Origin of the sequence: Brevibacillus sp. 1238 (genome assembly GCF_029892995.1) — a bacterium.
Lineage (GTDB): Bacteria > Bacillota > Bacilli > Brevibacillales > Brevibacillaceae > Brevibacillus > Brevibacillus parabrevis.
In genome coordinates this window covers 290,867-310,235 of record NZ_JARXWC010000001.1, presented here as the reverse complement: position 1 = coordinate 310,235, position 19,369 = coordinate 290,867, and the positions used below count along the sequence as shown (strand labels likewise).

The 19,369-nt window shown below is 54.3% G+C and carries 17 protein-coding genes; 9 read left to right on the top strand and 8 right to left on the bottom strand.

Going from position 1 to position 19,369, the window contains the following annotated elements; genetic code table 11:
* Positions 1–95: 95 nt before the first annotated feature.
* The gene (locus M2298_RS01410) at positions 96–944 is read left to right on the top strand and encodes a LysR family transcriptional regulator (protein WP_280648132.1); all 849 of its coding nucleotides are present in this window, start codon (positions 96–98) and stop codon (positions 942–944) included.
* A 115-nt stretch (positions 945–1,059) separates the two neighbouring features.
* Here M2298_RS01410 and M2298_RS01405 read toward each other — a convergent pair whose 3' ends face one another.
* From M2298_RS01405 to M2298_RS01390, 4 genes are all read right to left on the bottom strand, one after another.
* Complete coding sequence (locus M2298_RS01405; protein ID WP_217365623.1) at positions 1,060–1,302, bottom strand: DUF2798 domain-containing protein; 243 nt, start codon at positions 1,300–1,302, stop codon at positions 1,060–1,062.
* A gap of 174 nt (positions 1,303–1,476) precedes the next feature.
* Positions 1,477–1,917, bottom strand: coding sequence for an SRPBCC family protein (locus M2298_RS01400; protein ID WP_217021902.1), 441 nt, complete (start codon positions 1,915–1,917; stop codon positions 1,477–1,479).
* Between the two features lie 111 nt (positions 1,918–2,028).
* Positions 2,029–3,594, bottom strand: a complete 1,566-nt coding sequence (locus tag M2298_RS01395; RefSeq protein ID WP_280648131.1) for a class I adenylate-forming enzyme family protein — start codon at positions 3,592–3,594, stop codon at positions 2,029–2,031.
* A 2-nt stretch (positions 3,595–3,596) separates the two neighbouring features.
* Positions 3,597–4,442 carry an SDR family NAD(P)-dependent oxidoreductase gene (locus M2298_RS01390; protein ID WP_280648130.1) on the bottom strand — a complete coding sequence of 282 codons (846 nt, stop codon included), beginning with the start codon at positions 4,440–4,442 and terminating at the stop codon, positions 3,597–3,599.
* A gap of 391 nt (positions 4,443–4,833) precedes the next feature.
* On the opposite strand from M2298_RS01390, the gene M2298_RS01385 reads away from it, so the two are divergent.
* The 8 genes from M2298_RS01385 to M2298_RS01350 all read left to right on the top strand — a co-directional run bounded on the left by M2298_RS01385 (position 4,834) and on the right by M2298_RS01350 (position 13,439).
* The gene (locus M2298_RS01385) at positions 4,834–5,619 is read left to right on the top strand and encodes a Crp/Fnr family transcriptional regulator (RefSeq protein WP_280648129.1); all 786 of its coding nucleotides are present in this window, start codon (positions 4,834–4,836) and stop codon (positions 5,617–5,619) included.
* A 29-nt stretch (positions 5,620–5,648) separates the two neighbouring features.
* A complete protein-coding gene (locus tag M2298_RS01380) occupies positions 5,649–6,428 on the top strand; it encodes a class I SAM-dependent methyltransferase (RefSeq protein ID WP_280648128.1) in 780 nt (259 codons plus the stop codon).
* Positions 6,429–6,448: 20 nt separating this feature from the next.
* Entirely contained in the window at positions 6,449–7,168 is a 720-nt protein-coding gene (locus tag M2298_RS01375) for an ABC transporter ATP-binding protein (RefSeq protein ID WP_173598422.1), read from the top strand.
* Between the two features lie 4 nt (positions 7,169–7,172).
* Positions 7,173–8,240, top strand: coding sequence for an ABC transporter substrate-binding protein (locus M2298_RS01370; protein ID WP_280648127.1), 1,068 nt, complete (start codon positions 7,173–7,175; stop codon positions 8,238–8,240).
* Positions 8,215–8,985, top strand: a complete 771-nt coding sequence (locus tag M2298_RS01365) for an ABC transporter permease (RefSeq protein ID WP_280648126.1) — start codon at positions 8,215–8,217, stop codon at positions 8,983–8,985. Before M2298_RS01370 ends, M2298_RS01365 begins: the two co-directional genes overlap by 26 nt.
* Positions 8,986–8,991: 6 nt before the next feature.
* A complete protein-coding gene (locus tag M2298_RS01360; protein WP_122962964.1) occupies positions 8,992–9,297 on the top strand; it encodes an AraC family ligand binding domain-containing protein in 306 nt (101 codons plus the stop codon).
* A 172-nt stretch (positions 9,298–9,469) separates the two neighbouring features.
* Complete coding sequence (locus tag M2298_RS01355) at positions 9,470–12,595, top strand: GNAT family N-acetyltransferase (RefSeq protein ID WP_122962963.1); 3,126 nt, start codon at positions 9,470–9,472, stop codon at positions 12,593–12,595.
* Positions 12,582–13,439 carry an amidohydrolase family protein gene (locus M2298_RS01350; protein WP_122962962.1) on the top strand — a complete coding sequence of 286 codons (858 nt, stop codon included), beginning with the start codon at positions 12,582–12,584 and terminating at the stop codon, positions 13,437–13,439. The genes M2298_RS01355 and M2298_RS01350 overlap by 14 nt, the downstream gene beginning before the upstream one ends.
* A gap of 215 nt (positions 13,440–13,654) precedes the next feature.
* Here the strand turns inward: M2298_RS01350 and M2298_RS01345 are convergent, their stop codons facing one another.
* The 4 genes from M2298_RS01345 to M2298_RS01330 form a co-directional block, all read right to left on the bottom strand.
* Entirely contained in the window at positions 13,655–14,632 is a 978-nt protein-coding gene (locus M2298_RS01345) for an iron-hydroxamate ABC transporter substrate-binding protein (protein WP_122962961.1), read from the bottom strand.
* Between the two features lie 260 nt (positions 14,633–14,892).
* A complete protein-coding gene (locus M2298_RS01340) occupies positions 14,893–15,831 on the bottom strand; it encodes an NAD(P)-dependent alcohol dehydrogenase (RefSeq protein WP_173596106.1) in 939 nt (312 codons plus the stop codon).
* 111 nt (positions 15,832–15,942) lie between these two features.
* Positions 15,943–18,588, bottom strand: coding sequence for a winged helix-turn-helix domain-containing protein (locus M2298_RS01335; protein WP_280648233.1), 2,646 nt, complete (start codon positions 18,586–18,588; stop codon positions 15,943–15,945).
* The gene (locus M2298_RS01330; RefSeq protein ID WP_122962959.1) at positions 18,579–19,349 is read right to left on the bottom strand and encodes a DUF4253 domain-containing protein; all 771 of its coding nucleotides are present in this window, start codon (positions 19,347–19,349) and stop codon (positions 18,579–18,581) included. Before M2298_RS01330 ends, M2298_RS01335 begins: the two co-directional genes overlap by 10 nt.
* Positions 19,350–19,369 lie beyond the last annotated feature (20 nt).

The window sequence follows — 19,369 nt, the reverse complement described above, 5'->3', positions numbered from 1 at the left end:
TCTTTTTTGTGAAAAGTATACTAATCCAAAGACATCTCGAATAATGTTAACTTTTGATTGCTCTATCACTTTTTTTGATGGAAGGAGTTGAAAACATGGATATGGATACGATCCGGGCGTTCGTGACAGTTGCCGAGTTGAAGAGCCTGTCCGCCGCTGCCTTTCGCATGAACCATCTGCAATCCAACATGACGGCGAAAATCAAAAAAATCGAAGCTCATTACGCACAGCAACTGTTCATTCGCAGTTCCAAAGGCATGGAGCTGACGGTGGAAGGCAAGCGGCTTTACACGCACTACAAGAAGCTATTGAGCTTGTGGGAAGAAGCCGAACAAGAGATGAAACAGCTTGAACCGAAGCTTCGGCTGGGCACGATGCAATCCGTGATTGGCTCGGAAATTACCGCTACGCTTGCCGGCTTGTATGAAAAATACCCGCAGCTGTCCGTTACTTTACAGACTGGCTCAACTGCCGAAATGGAACAAGCGCTGATGAATGGCACGATCGACCTGGCTTTCGCGATTGGCGCATCCAGCAAGACGGAACAGCTGCACTATAAAAAAATCGGCTTGGAGGAAGTCGTCCTGGTTGGAAAAGGAGCCGTGCCAGGCATGTCGCTCAAAAGCATTTTGCCAGGAGCAACGGTACTGATTTTGTCCGAACAATGCCTGTATACATCGCGCATGGCACAACTTTTTTCCGATTTCGGTCTGCCAAAAGCACCCGTGACACAGGTTGCTGTAGTAGAAACTCTGCTACAATTCGCCGCGCTGGGAATGGGCATTACTCTCATGTCCAAACGCATTGTCGAACGGCTCGGTGTGACGAACTATTTGGAGCTGCCTGCCGAGCAGCGTTTTCTCGATAAATATGTGGTTACCAGGCAAGGCTATGAGCTTTCTCCGCTGGAAAAGCAATTTATAGAAGCCAGCCACTTTTTATAGTCCGACCTGGTTTTCTCCGCTTTTTTCCTGCTTCTTGTCCCGGTTCGAGGTACTGGGACAGCGCTGAAAAAAAAACACACAGCTTTGCCCCTGCTGTGCGTTCCCGATCCGCTCTTTATTTTCCCTCGACAAACGTAATCTTCTTCATGAGCAGCCTGATGCCTTTTGGCAAAAAATAAGCGACTGGAAAAGCCAGTGAAAACGCCATCGGCCACGCCTTGAGCCAGCGTGCGAGCAGCATGGAGTCGAAGCCGAAATTAACCAGCATCATGAAAAACGACAAAAGACAGGACATGCCCAAAGCCATCAGAAAAGTAAAAAGAATGTGTTCGTATTTTTTGTTGATTTTCACAAGCATCACCCTCGTTGTAATTTCCTGTTATTCCCTATTATAAGGTACCTATTTTGCGCAATAGTTACCTCGTTAACTATGGTAGATTAAAGCATAATGGCGAAGTCGTCAATCGCGTAAGTGTCGGCTGAAAAAAAAGAAAAAACCCTTGGCAATCAAGGGTTTTTAGACATGTCTTCGCTATTGTTCTTTCATCCGGCTGGCTACCGCTTCCGCCAGTTCGGTTGTCAACTGGGGAACGTGCGATTTCAGGATGGAATTTACCATCGGCGCCTTCAAGCCTTTGGCTGTAATATCGAGAAAGCCGGTCATTTTCGTACACTTCTCGCCCAATTCCTGTGCCTTGAAGTAGCCTTCGCCCGTGAAATTCTCGTTGATTCCGGCCAGCATGAATTTGACTTCGGTCGGCTCGTTCCATTCCGTAATATCTACCTGCAAGCTGATCTCCTTTTTCAAGATGCCGATGTCTCCGGTAAAGCTCCAGGTCACGCGGCGCTCGTTAATGACTTCGTGGCTGATGTAGCCCGGAACTAGCACTACCCAATGATCCAATACACGGACAAACTCCCAAACCGTTCGGATTGGCAGCGGCACTTCGATATCGTGGATGCCTTGAGGCATGGCTTTTCATCCCTTTCCCCGTATGATTTCTCTGTCTCGTAATATGTATGGTTTGTTTTGACAGGATATATCGGGAAAATGTGGCGAAGCGTTTGCCCATGCCAGGCCATTTTACATGAGCTGCTTCCGGTCCGGCTTGCCCAACTCGGTGTATGGCAGCTGCTCGACAAAAACGATTTCTTTGGGCATCTGATATCTGGCTACTTTTTGCCGCAGCCATTGCTGCAATTGTGCCTCGGTAAGCTCCACATGGCTCACAGGCTGGACGAACGCCTTCAGCCTTTGCCCAAACGCTTCATCCGGGATGCCGATCACAGTCGCGTCTTCGATGGCCGGATGCTCCACAAGCACTCGCGCAAGCTCGACTGGATACACATTTTCGCCAGCGGACACCACCATGTCGTCTGTTCGCCCGCACAAGTAGTAATAGCCCGCTGCATCCCGATAACCGACGTCGCCTGTCTCGATCCAAGCCTGTCGCTTGAAAAACAGCGAGCCGCCCGCCTTCACGCACAGCTGGCCGATTTCGCCTGCCTTGCATGGACGCTGATCGGAGTTTCGCACATTTCGCACATGCAAACGGACACCCGGGATTTTTTGCCCGATCGTGTGCGCACGATGCCGGAGGTCGCCGGGCGTGGCGATCACACATAGCCCCGCTTCCGTTGTCCCGTATAAATTGTACAGACAGTCGCCCAATTCGGCGGACACCTCGGCTACGAGTCCGGTGGCAAGCGGCGCTCCGCCTGATGCGATGCAAACAAGAGACTGCAACGCTGTCGGATCGTGATGCAGCATTTTTCTGAGCATCAACGGGACAACGGATACGACCTCTACTTTGTGTCTGGCAATCAGCTCACACGCTTTGGCGGCAGCGAAGCCGGGAGTGATCACTGTTTTTTTGCCCAAAGCGACAAACAACAGCAAGATAGCCAAACCGTATCCATGGTAGATCGGCGTCGCAATATAGGCTGTATTCAGCCGAAGCAGCCCAAGCTGGCTGAGCAGAGCCAAAAACGGCGGCAAATAATGAAACAGCGACGGCTTGTGCGGCACTTTTTTCGCACGCCCCGTCGTTCCGCCTGTCAGGAGCATGATCTTGCCCGCAGAACTGCGCGCTGGTACTGGCACTGACGCCAGCTCTTCGTCCGACCAGTCCGAGCATTCTCCCAGCAACTGGTTGATCGCGGGAAGATGCTCGTGATAGCTGTACAGACTCGCTCCCGCGTATCCCGCCTGCTCGATGGTCGCCGTCTGCTTTTCGTCGTGGATAAGCAGGTCCAGCTCCACTTCGTCGAACAACTGCCTGAGCTGTCCCGCACTCATTTCGGGATTGAGCAAATATACATCGCAGCCCGTACCGGACGCCGCGAAAATGGCTCGCACCAACGCGATGTGGTTTTGGCATAAAAAGCCGACCTGTTTGCTTTTCGCAAGACCGTATTTTTCCTTGAACACCCAAGAGAGCCGCAGAGAGTCTGTCCAAAGCTGCTGAAAGCAAACCGTTTCCCGCTCGTCGACCAATGCGACCTTTTGAGCGTGGGTGCTTTGCGCGAGCTTCAGCAGCGTCATCAGGTTCGTTCCGCATCGGAACAAGGCGGCGAGCAGCCTGCCGATGCCTGCTGGCGTCAAAAGCTTCATTTTGGCAAGCACAGCGAGCAAATACATCAGGCGCATCGTCATTCCCCCCTTTTGCGTAGCCAGCGAGGAAGCAATCGCTCCCATAGCCCTCTGCCAAACAAGGAAGCCAGCTCGCCCCCCAAAAGCCACCACGGGCGGATCGTGGTCCGTTTCGTGTACAGCGATTTGGCGATGAGCCTCGCAGCGTGCTCTGCGCTCATGGCAGGCATGCTCCGATAGGCAGTCGTGGGCAAAATCATCGGCGTTCTCACCAGCGGCAAGTAAATCGATGTCGTGGCAATCCCCTTCGCGCTCCACTCCGGCGCGGCCGAGCGAAACCAGGTGTCGAACGCGGCTTTCGAAGCTTGATACGCCGCCCAGTAAGGCAACGGGAGCAACGATGTGTTGATCGTGGAGACGTTTACGATCTGCCCTTTGTTTCGGGCGAGCTGCTCAGTAAGCGACAACAAGATTTTAACCGGAGCAAAATAATTGATCGCCATCGTCCGGGTAAAATCGTGATAGCGCTCCAGAGAGTCCATGATCGGTCGCCGGATGGACAAGCCTGCATTGCTGACCACGATGTCGATCCCGCCAGGCTGCTCGTGCAAAAACGCAAGAAATGCCTCCAACTGAGCCGGATCGCGCAGATCGGCCCCGCACACACTGACTCTCGCCCCGTCTCGCTCGATTTCAGCTTTGATCCGGCGCAGCTTTTCCTCTCTTCTCGCCACCAGCAGCAAGTGCACTTGGCAGCGCCCCAGCACATATGCCAGCTGCTCCCCGATTCCCGAGCTGGCCCCGGTAATGAGAATCGTCTTGCCCGCAACAGCCGCCGCGAGCTTGCCCTCATCCAGAGCCGTTGGCCAAAACAGCATGTTTTCCCACAACGTATAGGCAGGCATCCGCATCGTCCTTTTTTCTGTGAAAAACGTCTCGCCGTTTTTCATGAAATGGGATGTGACCGCTTGCGGTCAACAAAACGGTCATGACCGTTTTGGTTAGTCGTCCATTCTCCTTTATTTTCCTCGACCTAGCCCGCAGAAACAAGAATGAGATAAATTCTCAACTGTGATATTGGTCACAAGGCATCGCTCTGCACATGTTTTATACTGGGCTCGTAATCAATCAACTACCTGCTCCCATTAAAACGCGTGAAAGGTTGTGAAAGTGCGCCTCAGTGCGATTGCTCTGGCCTTTGCTTCCTTTTCTCATTTTTTTCCGTTCACACAATGTTATAATTGAGAATGATTATTATACTCAATTATAACAATGCGAGAAAAGGAGTGCATTCCTATGCTGTCTACTGGCCCGATCTCCTCCGTTTTGCGTTGCTTTCATTTGTTTCGCAATTTGTCCGAGCATGAGCTGGAAGCTGTTGCGGCTACGTGCAAATCCGGTGAATTTGCAAGAGGCGACTACCTTTTCTATCAATCGGAAGAAATCTTGCAAGTGTACTTCGTCATTTCCGGCCGAGTCCGTCTGTTCAGCACGAGTGAAGATGGAAAAGAACAAACTTTCCTGCTTGCCGATCAGGGCGACATGTTCCCTCACCTCGGATTTTTTCGCACAGACAGCTATCCGCACCACGCCGTCGCGCTGGATGACGTCCATTGCCTCGTCATTCCCGTGCGCACTTTCGAACAGCTGCTGCTCGCTCATCCCGCCATCAGCTTCAAAATCATGCAAGTGCTGGCGGACAAAATTATCGATCTGCAGCAGCGTCTGGAAGACAAGACGTTTTATCCGGTGGAAAGCCAGCTCGTGTCTTTGTTGCTGCGCCTGAGCGAGACACACGCAGCCAGGCTCGACGCAGAATGGCTCCGCTTTTCCACGACTTTTACCAACAGCGAGCTGGCCGGGATGCTCGGCACGACGCGCGAGACGGTCAACCGCACGATCCAGAAGCTGAAAAAGCAGCAAGCGGTCGTGATGGCCCCGGGCGGCAGCATGCACATTCACCTGGAAAAGCTGAGAAGCTTGCTTCCTGACACGCCTGTTGTGCCGATCGATCCCCAAAAAGACCATTTTATCCGCACTCACGCCCAGACATGTTGCGTCAGAGGCTGCCATGAGGTGTGAACGTGCGATCATGAGAAAGGATGTTTGACATGACCGAAAAAGCAAGCCGCAAGCCTACTCACCTGTTTCTCGCTTCCCTTGGGAAAACCCGGCTGCGTCCGGGCGGAAAAGAAGCGACCGAGCGCATTTTGCAAGCATGCCGCCTCACCGCCGATACGAACGTGCTGGAAGTAGCGCCAAACATGGGCACGACCGCCATTCAGATCGCCAAGGAGTACGGTTGCCAGGTGACCGGAATTGATATTCACCAGCCGAGCGTCGAGCGGGCGCAGGAAAACATTCGCCAGCACGGACTGGAAGACCGCGTCCAGATTGCATATGGCAATGCATTGGAGCTGCCTTTTGCCGCTGAAACGTTTGACGTGGTGATCAATGAAGCGATGCTCAGCATGCTGCCGCTGGAACAGAAAAAGCAGGCGATCGCGGAATATTTCCGCGTCTTGAAGCCGGGCGGCAGACTGGCGACCCACGATTTGCTGCTGCGCAAGGACCCGGAAACGCCGGAAGTGCAGGAGCGCCTGGCTGCTTTGCGCCAACTGCTCGCGGTCAATGCCCAGCCGATGACCGAAGCGAACTGGCGCGGTTTGTTCGAACAGGCTGCCTTCCGCCAAGTCGATTGCCAGACAGGAAAAATGTCGCTTCTGTCGCTGAAAGGTTTGCTCACAGACGAAGGCTGGGAAGGAACGATCCAACTTTTGACCAATGCGTGCAAAAACCCGGCGGATCAAGCCCATTTGTTTGAACTGATTCGTACATTCGATGCCAACGACGACCTGTACGGACACATCACCTTTACGGTCGTGAAATAACAAAGTCAGGAGGCGAGCCGATGGAAGCCTTGCTGGAATTTGCCTCCGTCACGAAGTCGTTCAACGGGACGACTGTACTCGCTGGCTTTTCCTTCTCTCTCGCGGCGGGAGAGGTCGTCGCCATCCTCGGCCCTTCCGGCTGCGGCAAAACAACGATTCTCAACATGGCAGCCGGATTGATCAGGCAGACTTCCGGAACGGTGACCGTCCGCACGGAACAGCTCGGCTATGTCTTTCAGGAGCCGCGGCTGATTCCGTGGAAAACGGTCACGGACAACATTCGTTTTGTGCTCGGCCGCATGGACCAAGACACGATGAACGAAAAAGTGACGACGGTGTTGCAAAAAGTCGGGCTGTTCCATGCCCGCGACTACTATCCGAAGCAGCTCTCCGGCGGGATGAAGCAACGCGTATCCATCGCACGCGCGCTGGTCACAGACCCGAAAATGATGCTGATGGACGAGCCTTTTTCCGCGCTCGATCTCGCCCTCAAGCGCGAGCTGCAACAAGATGTCATCCGTTTGATCGAGGAACGCCGCATCGGAATGGTCTATGTGACACACGATCCGGAAGAAGCGGCCCGCCTGGCTGACCGCGTCCTGTTGTTCAGCAAAAGCAACAACCTTGCAGCGGCAACAGTCATCCGGGAATACCCCCTCCCCGGACAAAGAGCAGGCAGGAGCGAGGATCAGATTCAACAAATCAAAGCCGTGCTGCACCAGCACCTGACAGGAGGATAGACAATTGTCACGCACATCCAAAACCAGCTACATCATGATGTCCCTGATTGTCGCCATCACCAGCGCCCTGATCGGCTGCTCCGCTCAAACGAATCAGGCTACCACCTCAAGCCAACAATCAGCCGCCGAGCAACCAGCTGCGACTGCGCAAGAAGTGCAAAAACGCGAGCATTTGACCATTCAGGCACCAGTGGGAATCTCGCTCTCTTCTCCCATCTATAAAATGATCGAGGACAAATCGCTCAGCCCGTTCGCCGAAAACGTTGAGTACAAGCCGTGGAAAACACCGGATGAGCTGCGCGCCCGAATCAGCGGCGGCCAGGCCGAAGTATCCGCCGTACCTACTTATGTCGGCGCCAATCTGTACAACCGGGGAATGGATGTCAAGCTGATCAATACGCTGATCTGGGGCATCCTCTATATGATCGGCCCCGACGGTGAGGCAGTCAGTTGGGACAGCCTGCGCGGACAGACCGTTCACGTTCCGTTTAAAGGCGATATGCCCGATCTCGTCTTCCGCTACTTGCTGAAAAAAAACAATCTCGACCCGACCAAAGATGTCAAAATCGAATACGTCAGCGCGCCGCAGGAGCTGGTCGGCTTGCTCGTCGCAGGCAAGGCGAAGTACGCCATCTTGCCGGAGCATATGGCGACCATGTCTGTGATGCAAGGCAACAAGGCAGGCAAAAAACTGGGCAAAGTCATGAGCTTGCAAGCCGAATGGGCGAAAGCGACAGGCAAATCGCCGCGCATCCCGCAAGCTGGTATCCTCGTCTCAGGCGAACTGATCGCCAAGCATCCTGAACTGGTGGCGGAACTGCAAAAACAGTTTGAGCAATCCGTCCAGTTCCTGAACGAGCAGCCAAAAGACGCTGCCGCGATGATCGCGAAATACCAGGACGGGCTGACCCCGCCAATCATTGAAAATGTCATTCCTTCCCTGAACTTGCAGTTCGTCTCGGCCAAGGACGCCAAGGAAGAACTGGAATTTTTCTTCACCGAGCTCTCCACTCTGTCCCCGGAGATTATTGGGGGGAAATTGCCGGATGCAGGATTCTACTACGCTCCGTAATCGCCGCCTGCTCGTACAGGGCGTGACAATCCTGATCCTGCTCGCCATTTGGCAAGGCTTATCGATGTCCTTGCCCTCTATCCTGTTCGCTTCACCACTGGACACCGCAGCCGCTTTCGTTCGGATGATCGAGAGCGGGGAGTTCACCGAGCAGTTGCTCCAGTCCGCTTCCCGCATGTTTACCGGACTTTTTAGCGGAATGATAGTCGCGATTTGCTGCGGGCTTGTCGCAGGACGTTCTCCCGTCCTGTACGATGCGATGCGTCCGGTTCAGTCGATGCTCATGGGGATTCCGCCGATCATCGTCGTCGTCCTGGCGATGGTCTGGTTCGGCACAGGCTCGATGGTTCCCGTGTTTGTCGTCGCTGTGCTCGTTTTCCCCGGCATTTACTTGAATACGGCGGACGGCTGGCGCAATATCGACCGCCAGCTGCTGGAAATGGCGGCGATCTACAAAAGCACTCCGTGGCACACGTTGAGACACATCATTTTGCCCGGACTTGCCGTGCCGATTTTCACTGCGATCTCGCTTGCGACTGGCTCTGCCGTACGCATCACGATCATGGCAGAGCTGCTCGGCGCAGATGCGGGAATCGGCTATTCGCTCGCCTTTGCCAGAGTCAACATCGATACGGCAAAAGTGTTCGCCTGGACGCTCGTCAGTATTTTCATCATCATCCTGCTGGACCATCTTGTCATATCTCCGCTGCGGAAATTTATTCTGCGCTGGAACCGTGAGGAGTGATCATTTATGCAAACGTTCGACCTGAAAAACTATCTGGAGTCCGCGCCCAAGCATATTGGCGCGTTGATGGGCTTTGAACGCACCAAAGTGCTGCAACTGCAATTACGCGCTGGCAGCTTTATCCCGGAACACGACACAGACGCCGACGTGTTGATTCTCGTGCAAAAAGGCAAAGCGGTCTTTGACTTTTCCGGGAAGCAGATCGAACTTGATCCACAGTCGCTTTTGTACATGCTGCCAGCGGAGAAGCACAGTGTGCGCGCTTTGGATGAAGACGTGGAAATGGTCGTCATCCGCATCGAGCGTGCGTAAGTGTACAGCCACAAGTGAACAGTGAAAAAGCCGGTATCGTTTGAGTTTGACCGGGCGATACTGGCTTTTCGCGTTGACAAGAAAAAACTGCCAGAACGAGAAACCGATGCTATCTTCAAACGTATCTCTATTAATAGGCAAAAACTGACATGAGATCGAGGTGCAAGCAAACATGGAATCTATCTCTATCGTTCTCTACCGACCGGAGCTGGCTGCGGCTGTCGCTGATATGTGGAACGCCAGCCGAGACAGCTGGGGAGGCGGCAATTCGATTACGACAGCGGAACAAATCAGACAGGAAGAAGCTCGCTCCGACGCGCTTGCTGTGTACCTCGCAATGGACGGCGAATCGGTAGTCGGCTATTGCAGCCTGGCGGAATACAGGGAAGATACGGGCGCCCTCTACATCCCCCTGCTCAACGTTCGTCCTGACTATCACGGAAAAAAAGTAGGCCGCATGCTGCTTGCCCTCGCCCTGGACCAGACTGTCCAGCTTGGTTGGCCGCGGCTTGACCTGTACACATGGGCTGGCAACACGAAGGCGGTTCCTTTGTATAAAAAATTCGGTTTTTTCTGGGAAGACCGGGATGACTCGACGCACTTGATGAACATGATGCCCACTGTCCTGCGCACAGAAGCTATCGCGCATTATTTCGATACGCTGGACTGGTACCAGGATTCCACAAGACAAATTGTGGTCGAGCCGGATGGACGAAAAGAAAACGGCTTTGATTACTTCACCTACTCCTGGAAAAAAGCCGACCTGAGCTTGCGCGTGGAGTTTGAACGGCGCGGCCGCGGGCTGCGCCTGATCGAAACGGAAGACTACTTGCTGTCCGCCGAGGTCGAGCAGCTGGAGCTGGTCTTCGGCCGCGACTACCAGATTCACTACCGGATCGTCAATAAATCGGGCAAGCCGTTGCAGCTTTCCTTGACGGGAGAGTCGAATGAAAACATTCAGTTTGACTACCAGCAGGAGCTGTCCGTCACGGACGAAACGAGCTTGTCTGCAAGCTTTACGGTCGGAGCAATCACGGAAGAGCAAAGCATTTGGCGCACGCATCCAAGAGTTTGCACACACATTCAAATCAACGGCAAAAAGGCGCTGTTCCAGGTCGGCATCTTGCCCAAATTCCCTGCTTCGCTCACCATGCACGTTCCTGGTCTGACTTATCCGGGTCAAACTGCACACTATTATTTGGACATGGAAAACAACTTTTCCGAAGAAGCACAGTTTTCTTTTGAACTGGCTGACTCGCCATTCTTGCGCTTCCACGAACACAGCCATTCGCTGCGGTTGTCCGGCAAAGAACGCGTCTCGCTTCCGCTTCGCGCCGATCTGATCGACCACGGATTTTACAGCGCCGATGTGCAAATCGTGGGGCAGCTTGCAGACGGCAAGCAAGTCTCCTTCGTGAAAAAGCTTGGCGCTGCCTTTACCGGATTGGGAGCGCTCCTGGCAGGCGAAACAGAATTGACGTGGCAAGTGCATCACGGCCGCCATACGCTCACCTTGAACAAGGACGACAACGAACTCACCATTTCCGGCGGAAACGGCGGAGCGCCGACATACATCGCCTATCCGAAGCTTGGCAAGCCGTATTCCAGCGAGTTTTCCAAAAAGCGCGCGGAGCACGTCGACTTCTTTTCCGAAAAAGGCGCCATCGGTATTCGCGCCGCTTACCGTTCCGATGCCTACCCTGCTCTTTCGCTGATCAGCAAAACGCTGCTGCACGGCGATGGCACCGTTGAACACACGCTGGATATAACCAACACTTCCACGGAAAAACTGGCTGCTGAGCTATGGCTGACACAAAGCCTCATCCACTCGATCCAGCACCCGATCTTGCCCTATCAAGGCCGCTATGTAGACGTTCCCACTTCTTACGGCAGCGACCTGGAATATTGGGACGGCAAGCTGCTCAGTGAAAACTGGCTGTTTTCCCGGGAAGATGCAGCCCCGTGGGGATTGTGCTGGCCGCCATCTTGCCAGATGGATATTCAAGGCTGGCAAATCGCCCTGGAATCGTGCATCGGAGAGCTGGAGCCGCAGAGCAGCGCGACGTTCGGCCCGATATGCGTGGCGCATGGAGCGTATACGGACTGGAAAGAATTTCGTGCTTTTGCCCGAAAAGAAGCTTTGGCCAAAGACTTGTCGCTGACCCCTCATCTGGAGCTGATTGCCAACGATCACAACCCATTTTTGGCAAACGGCGAAGTGAAAGTTGAGGTAAAAGAATACAAACAGCAGTACCTGGACGGGGAACTGACGGCCTTACTTGCGAGCGAAGAAGCTCTGGGACAGACGCAACGCTTCACGGAAGAAGCCGAGGAACAGGAAGCGCACTTCGCTTTGCCTGCTTCGGCCAAAGCGTACGAGCTGGTTCGTGTGGACGGTCAGTTCGCTACCCACGACATTTGCTTGCAAAGCGCCCTTTTCCCGGTTCAACCAGGCTCCATCTCCATGGAAGTGACCGAAGAGCAAGGCCAGCAAGTCTACAGCGCAGACAACGGCTCCATCCGCATCAAAGCAGCACCGGATTTTTACCCGTCGCTGTTCTCGCTCGTTTCGGGCGGACAGGAATGGCTGGCCAGCTCTTTCCCGCAGCGGCAACCGAAATCGTGGTGGAATCCGTGGACAGGCGGCATCGGCAACCACATCGAAGAACTGAGCGCTTTTTCACTGGTTAAAGAAGAAAGAAGCGCCGCCTTCGTCCAGCTGACCGACAATCGCCAGAACGTCTGGCAAGGCATCAAGCTCAGCTATCACGTCAAAAAACAGGAGAAGTATCGCGGCCTCACCTGCCACCAATATTTTCTTTTGCTGCCGGGCGTCCCGCTCCTTTGCCATACGGTCGAAATCGTGCAAAAAACCGGAACGTACTTTGCCCACAAAAGCTTTGCGACCGAAGTCTTTTTGCAGACAGAAGCGGCTGACGAAACGGTTTGGCTGAAAACAGCGGGGAAACACGGGGAGCCGCTGACCTACAAGCTGGCGCAGGGAGATTTGACCGTAACGGAACAATCCGACTATACGTTTGGCGCAGCTTCCCGCGCCGAGCAGCTCACGATCTTCACCGATCTGGGCACCGCAGATGTCGAAGTGTACGCCAACAAGGAAATCGCGATGACCACCATCCTGCGCGAACTGAACTTGCCGGACAACAGCACGAGCTTTACGCCGCCTGTCTTTTTCCTGTTTGCCGACAAAGAGCTGCCTGCCGATTCCTTGGCGGCTTTGCGGGCGATCCGGTTTACCAGCGAAGGCGAAGGGGGAAATTCAGATGAAGATCATTGATGCGCACATGCATTTATCGCATATCGAAGAATTTAAGCGGACAGCCGCGGAGAAGTCGTTTGTCGACTACTCTGTCCAAGGCATTTTGCAGGAATATAAGGACAACGGAGTGGTGCTCGGAATCGGCATGGGCTTGACGGAAACAAAGCAGGACGGCTTTCCCGATTACGAAGCGATCACGCCGATGGGTCTGGACTTGACCGCTGAACTGCCACCGCAGCTCGTCTACTGCCTGGGGATTAATCCGTACACGCTGGACGATGCGGCGGTTGCTCGCCTGGAGCAAGATTTGCAACACCCCCAGGCGGTCGGCTTGAAAATTTATCTCGGCTACTATCCGTTCTACGCCTACGACAGCGTCTACGATCCGGTCTATGCACTCGCCGCCAAATACGGGGTGCCGGTTGTTTTCCATACGGGTGACACTTACTCGGAGCGAGGTCTGCTCAAGTATTCGCATCCGCTCACTCTCGACGAGGTAGCGGTGAAGCATCGGGACGTGAACTTCATGATGGCCCATTTCGGTGACCCGTGGGTGCTGGATGGCGCAGAAGTCGTGTACAAAAACCGCAACATGTTTGCCGACCTGTCCGGCTTGATGGTCGGTGACGCAGACAACTGCCGCAGACTGGCCGAATCGCCGCTGTTCTTCGCTCATCTGCGCCATGCGATTACGTACTGCGATCATTATGACAAATTTTTGTTCGGCACCGACTGGCCGCTCGCCCCTGTGAAGTCGTACATCCAGTTTGTGCAGGAGCTGATTCCGGCTGAGTATCATGCGGATGTGTTTTACAAGACGGCGTTGAAGGTGTTTCCGAAGGTGCGGGCTTTTGTCGAGTAGTAAACTGCAATGAATTTCCTTTCACGTCCATCAAAAAAATCCCTCATGTCTGCGCTCATTCGCGTGAAGACACATGGGATTTTTCTTTTGCCAGAAGGGGTTTGCCGTGTTCTTTGGCAGTATTGTGCGAGCTTTGCGCCCCGGCATGCTCCCACAAAAAAAACGCCTGGTTCCCCAGACGTTCTCGTTATTTTTTCGTATGCAGCTGCCTCTCGTTACGACTGGGAGAGAAAGCCTTCCTTGAAGATTTTCAGCAAATATTCCAGCGTAATCGGGTCGCTGTACGTCGATGCTTCCATGTCGATCACGATCACATGGTTATTTTTCACAGCGGGAATCTTTTTCCACGTCTCCGAGGTCAGGAACGGATTTTCTCCGCCCTTGCGCTGGCTGAGCACGATGTAGTCTCCAGCGTACTCCGGAATCACTTCCAAAGAAAGCGTGTAGTAGCCAGGGCCAAGTGCGTCTTTCTTGACTTTTTCCGGCATGGCGAGGCCCATTGCCTGATACAGGATTTCCGTTCCGCGAGCCCAGTTGTTGCCGAAGACGTAAAAGTCTTTCGTATCATGCTCGAACACGGAGACGGTCGTATCCTTGCCGATTTTCGCCTTGATTTCTTCGCCAGCAGCTTGCGCGCGCTTCGTGAAATCGTCGATCCACGCTTGCGCCTCTTTTTCCTTGTTCAAAAGCTTGCCAATCTCGCGTTGCTGCGCCAGGTAGTCCAGCTTGCCCCACGTGTAGACGACTGTCGGTGCGATTTCCTTCATCTTGTCGAGGTTTTTCATCCACGATCCGGCAATAATCAGGTCGGGCTGGAGAGCCAAAATCTTCTCCATCGTCTCGTCCGATACGACTTCGACATCTTTGACTTTGTCGGTGAACAGTGGATTTTTCTTCGTCCACTCGTCGATCCCGACCAGTGTGCCGCCAAGCGCAACTACGTTAGGCGCGTTGGTCAGGCCCACGATTCTTTTTGGCTGGGCAGGAACCTCAACCGGACCGTTCTCCGACTGGTACGTGATCATTTCAGGTTTGGCCTCAGCATTCGCATTCGGCTTTTCTTCGGTTTTTGTTGCCTGCTGTTGATTTGTCTCACTGCCGCCCGCATTGTTTGGTGTCGGCGTCGATGCATTGCCGCAAGCGCTGACCATCAGCGAAAGCGACATCAGGAAAGGAATGAGCCACTTTTTCATGTTGCAGTCTCCTTTTTGGCAAATAAAAACTTGTAGATGATAATGATAATCATTTCTGACAATTACATACTATAAACAGTTCTCACCTGCCTGTCAATACGGTCACTCTCTTTCCCCTGACATGCGGTTGGAACCGCTTCCACCCATGTGTTGCGGCAAACAATAACGTCATGTCTGCTTGGCTGACCAGAAGCGGTCACATGCGTTTTCGCGATAAATATCGAGACGTTTTTCCATACAAATACAAAAAAACGGCCTTTTCAGCCGTTGTGTCCGTTCGCGGAGTCATCTGCTACCGTAATGACTACATTTCCTTTTTTGTGCCCTTGCTCTACGTATTCATGTGCCTGCGGAATCTGTTCCAGCGGATAGCGTCTGTCGATGACCGCCCGGAGCTGGCCCGACTCCATCAGCTCGGCGAGAAGCTGCATGTCTTCCACGCGCACTTTTGCCACTCCTTGCCCTTCCACGGTGAGGTATTTGCCATGGGGAGCCAGCACCTGCTTGCAGCGGGATTTCGCGCATTTTCCTACAGCGTCAAAGACGATGTCGTACTGCTTGCCGGATTGGGCAAAGTTTTCTTTTGTATAGTCGATCACCTCATCCGCGCCAAGCTGCCTGACCAGTTCTACATTGGCGGTACTGCACACTCCGGTCACCTCGGCTCCGAAGTATTTGGCGAGCTGCACCGCCGATGTGCCGACCGATCCCGAGGCGCCGTAGATCAAGACTCGTTGCCCGCGCTGCAACTGTCCTTTGCGGAAAAAGTGCAAGGCGGTAGTTCCGCCAAACGGCATCACTGCGGCTTCTTCATAAGTGGCATTAGTCGGCATGAGGGTGACGTTGGCGTCCTCGTGCAAGCATTTGTATTCGGCATACGTGCCAAAGTCCATCTCGGTGATCGCATACACCTTGTCTTTTGGCTTGAAGCGCTTGACTTGCTTGCCGACCGCTTCCACCTCTCCAGCCAGCTCGACGCCCAAAATCGGGTTTCGCGGCTTGTTCCATCCGATCAGCAACCGCATAGGCAGCCAATACAGCAACGGACAGCGAAAAGCGCGCACCCGGCAATCCCCGGAAGTGACCGTGGTCGCATATATTTTCACGAGAATCTCATGCTCTTTCGGAACGGGCTTGGCTACCTCCTGGAGCGAGAGGACATCCGGTGCTCCATAGCTGGTGCAGACGACAGCTCTCATGGGCTTCCTCCTTTTTCCTGTTTGCCATGAGTATAGCCGCAATGAACTGTCTCGCTACAGCTACTAAAGTATGGTTTTGCAAAAACAATCACGGCTGAAAAACAGCACCGCCTACAACAGTCCAAGCTCGCGTGCCCGCGCGACTGCCTCCGTGCGCCGCTTCACTTGCAGCTTTTCAAAAATGACCCGGTTGTGCCCTTTTACAGTCGGCAACGCAATAAACAGCCTTTCGCTGATCTGCTGGTTGGAAAAGCCTTGGGCAATCAGGCGGAGCACTTCCAGCTCGCGATTGCTCAACGGCTCGATCAGAGACTCGGCTTGCTGCGCTTGCGCTGGCTGACCCGTCCCGTGTACTGGCGCCAACTGGTTCATGGCAGCGAGAAGCTTGCCACAATACTCAGACGCCGCTTCGGCTGCTGTCCACTCACGCAACAGCGGCAGGAGCAAAGCAGCTTCATCGACAAACGTCCGCACCAGCCCGCCCGGCTCAGCCAGTGCCAAAGCTTCGCGAAGCAGTTGTACCGCCTGGCGCTTTTCCCCATGCCCAAAAAGCGCGACAGCCAAAAGCAGCTTGGCCTCGATCCGCTCCCGCTCTTGGCGGGTCTGCTCCAGCTCTGCATGCCACGGTTTGAGAATCGCCACGGCTTGGGCGGAATTGCCCTTGGCCAAATACACCCGGGCGCGAGTGCTTGCGAGCTGTCCATTCGCCGTCGCCAGGCGCTCGGCAGCAGCCAGATTGCCTTTATGCAGTTGCACCATGGTCTGGACCGCCAAAAGCTGAGGAAGCTGGACTGTGAAGTTTTGCCGCTGGACCGTGTGATCGCTTTCTGCCAGCATGCGTGCTGCCCCGCTGGCATCGCCTTGGGCAAGCTTTAGCCTGGCTAAAAAAATCTCGCTCTCGACCACGCAATCCGTCTGTTCCAGCTGTTTTGCCCACTTCACGCTCTGACGAGTATGCTCCAACGCTTTTTCCCGTTCATCCCACTCGTAATACAGGCGAGCCAAACCAAGATGCGCCTTGCAAGCTGCCGGCAGCGGCGGATCGTCTGCGAGCTTCAGCACCCGCAGATAGCTTCGCTCCGCCAGGTACAGCCGGGATTCCATCTCCTGAATCATCCCCAGGCCAAGTGTTGCCAGCATGGTAATCAGGACATGGCCGACCCTTTCACTGTTCGCCAAAGCTTGCGTATAAGCCACGCTCGCCTCTGCCCATTCGCCCCGAAGCTGGCAGCCGTACCCGAGTGCCCATAGTGTCGCTGTGCGTACAGGCACATTTTCCGGATGCAAAAGTTCCAGAGCACGGTGCGACTCCGCTACGATCCGCTCCGCGTCGTGCTTGCTCACCGCCAGCGAAGCGCGGATCGCCGCGATATGACCGAGCAAATCACGGGTCATGTCGCTTTGCTCCACCGCCTGCAACACTTTTTCGGCAGCTTGCAGCTTTGGTTCCACGCTTGTTGTTTTTCCGATCATCAACAGCGCAGACGCTTGCATCACCCACAAACCGGGCAGCTCGTTCTTTTCCTGCTCGCCCAATGACTCCAGCCATTGCAGAACAGGGGTCACTGCCCCGCGAAAAATCAGGGGCAAGCCAGCACCTTCCGCCAGCTGCGCCGCCCTTTTTGTATCGTGGGCGCAAACAGCATGGTGAAACGCCTCAAGCGCAAAGCCGTTCGCTTCATACCAGCTGCTTGCGCGAATATGCAAGCTTGCAGCGACGGTTGGATCAAGCCGTTTGCGCAAAAGCTCGGCAAAAAGATGGTGGTAGCGATACCAGCGCCGTTCGCTGTCCAAGGCGACAAGAAACAGATTGGCGCGATCAAGCAAGGCCAGCGTCGCTTCGCCAAAGCCAGCCCGGACTGTGTGCTCCCCGTCGCTCAGAACAGCATCGCACAGCGGCCCGCTCATCCGTTCAAGAACAGACGTCTGGAGCAAAAACGACTGGATGCTCTCCGTTTCCTGATTCAACACTTCCTCGACCAAATAGTCCCACACATAAGGATGATTAGGCGGAAAAGACCGAATCAACCGATCCGGCTCGCCTTCCCTGCGCAAAGCAAGCGCGACCAGCTGCAATCCGGCAATCCAGCCTTCTGTGCGTTCTGCCAAAATCCCGACGCTTGTCTCGGAAAGAACCAGCCCCATCCCCTGGCACAAAAATTCGCCGGCTTCCCGCTGGGCAAAGCGCAGATCGCCAGCATGAACTTCCGTCAGCTGATCCTTCGCGCGCATCCTCGCCAAAGGCAACGGCGACTGCGCGCGGGTCGTGATGACGAGATGAAGCTGCGGCGGCATGCGTTCCACCAGAAAAGCAACCGCCTCATGAATACTCGGAGAGCGGAGAAGATGATAGTCATCCAGAACGAGAACCATCGCCGGGGATAAAGAGTGGAGATCGTGCAACAAAGACAGCAGCATCGCCTCGCTTGGCGAACTTTCCGCAGCCTTGAGCATGGGCAGCAGCCCTTTTCCAATAGACGGCTCAATCGTCTGCATAGCTGCGATCACGCAGCGCAGGAAACGCCCCAGGTCGTCGTCTCCCCCATCGAGCGACAGCCAGGCGACAGAGACGGGAGCATCTGCCAGCCATTCACTGACAAGCGCCGTCTTGCCGTAGCCTGCTGGAGCAGAAATCAGCGTCAGCTTGCGATGCATCCCTTCGCTCAATTTTTCCACGAGCCGCGGGCGTCGGACCGCTTTTGGCCGCGGTTTGGGGATGTACAGCTTTGTCAAAAGAATGTCCTTTTCTAATCCCACCAAAAATACCACACGTCCTGCTTCAGCAAGTAATCGGCGTAATGACCGAGCGTCTGTTGATCGTCCAAAACGTACTGGCAAAAAATAAAATGCTCTTTTGCCAATTGCAGCGCTTCTTCAGCCGTTTGCGGACGCCGCTTCGCTTGCAGCACCCATGTATCGCCTGTCACAGCGAGGATGCTTGCGCCGTACTGTTCCTGAAAATGCTTGAAGATGACCGACTGGTACACAGGCAAAGGGCATTCGTTGTATCCGCCCATCGGAATCCACAGCGGAGCCTCATGCCCGCGCTCCTGCGGCAAGTTCAGCACGACGAGCGAATCTCCATCCTCGATCCGGTCCTGTGCCCATTCCCGATCGAGCTGAAACGGTTCTGTCGATGCTTCTGTTGCGACCAACTGCTCGTGAACCAGCTCGCTGCCTTCCCACATCGCTGCGTACGCCTGATAACATTCGGAAAAGTTTTTGCCTTGCAGCTGCTTCTCCTCAGCTGGCAAATCAGTGTAGACCAGCCGGGACTCCACGATTTTGCGGAAGGTATCCTCTACGCTCAGGCTGCGGGCTTCTTCCAGCTGCTGCGCGACAAAAGCGGACAACGTTTCTGCTTCCTCGCACACTTCTTCCATCATTTCCAGCAGGTTGTAGCCCGGCAACACCAAAATGCGGTGCTTCCCTTCTGCTTGCAGCGGCAACGCCAATTGTTCTACTGCGACGACTTCTGTTTCGCATTCATCCAAATACTCGACCAATTCTTCAACCATGACCGACACCTCTTTTTCTT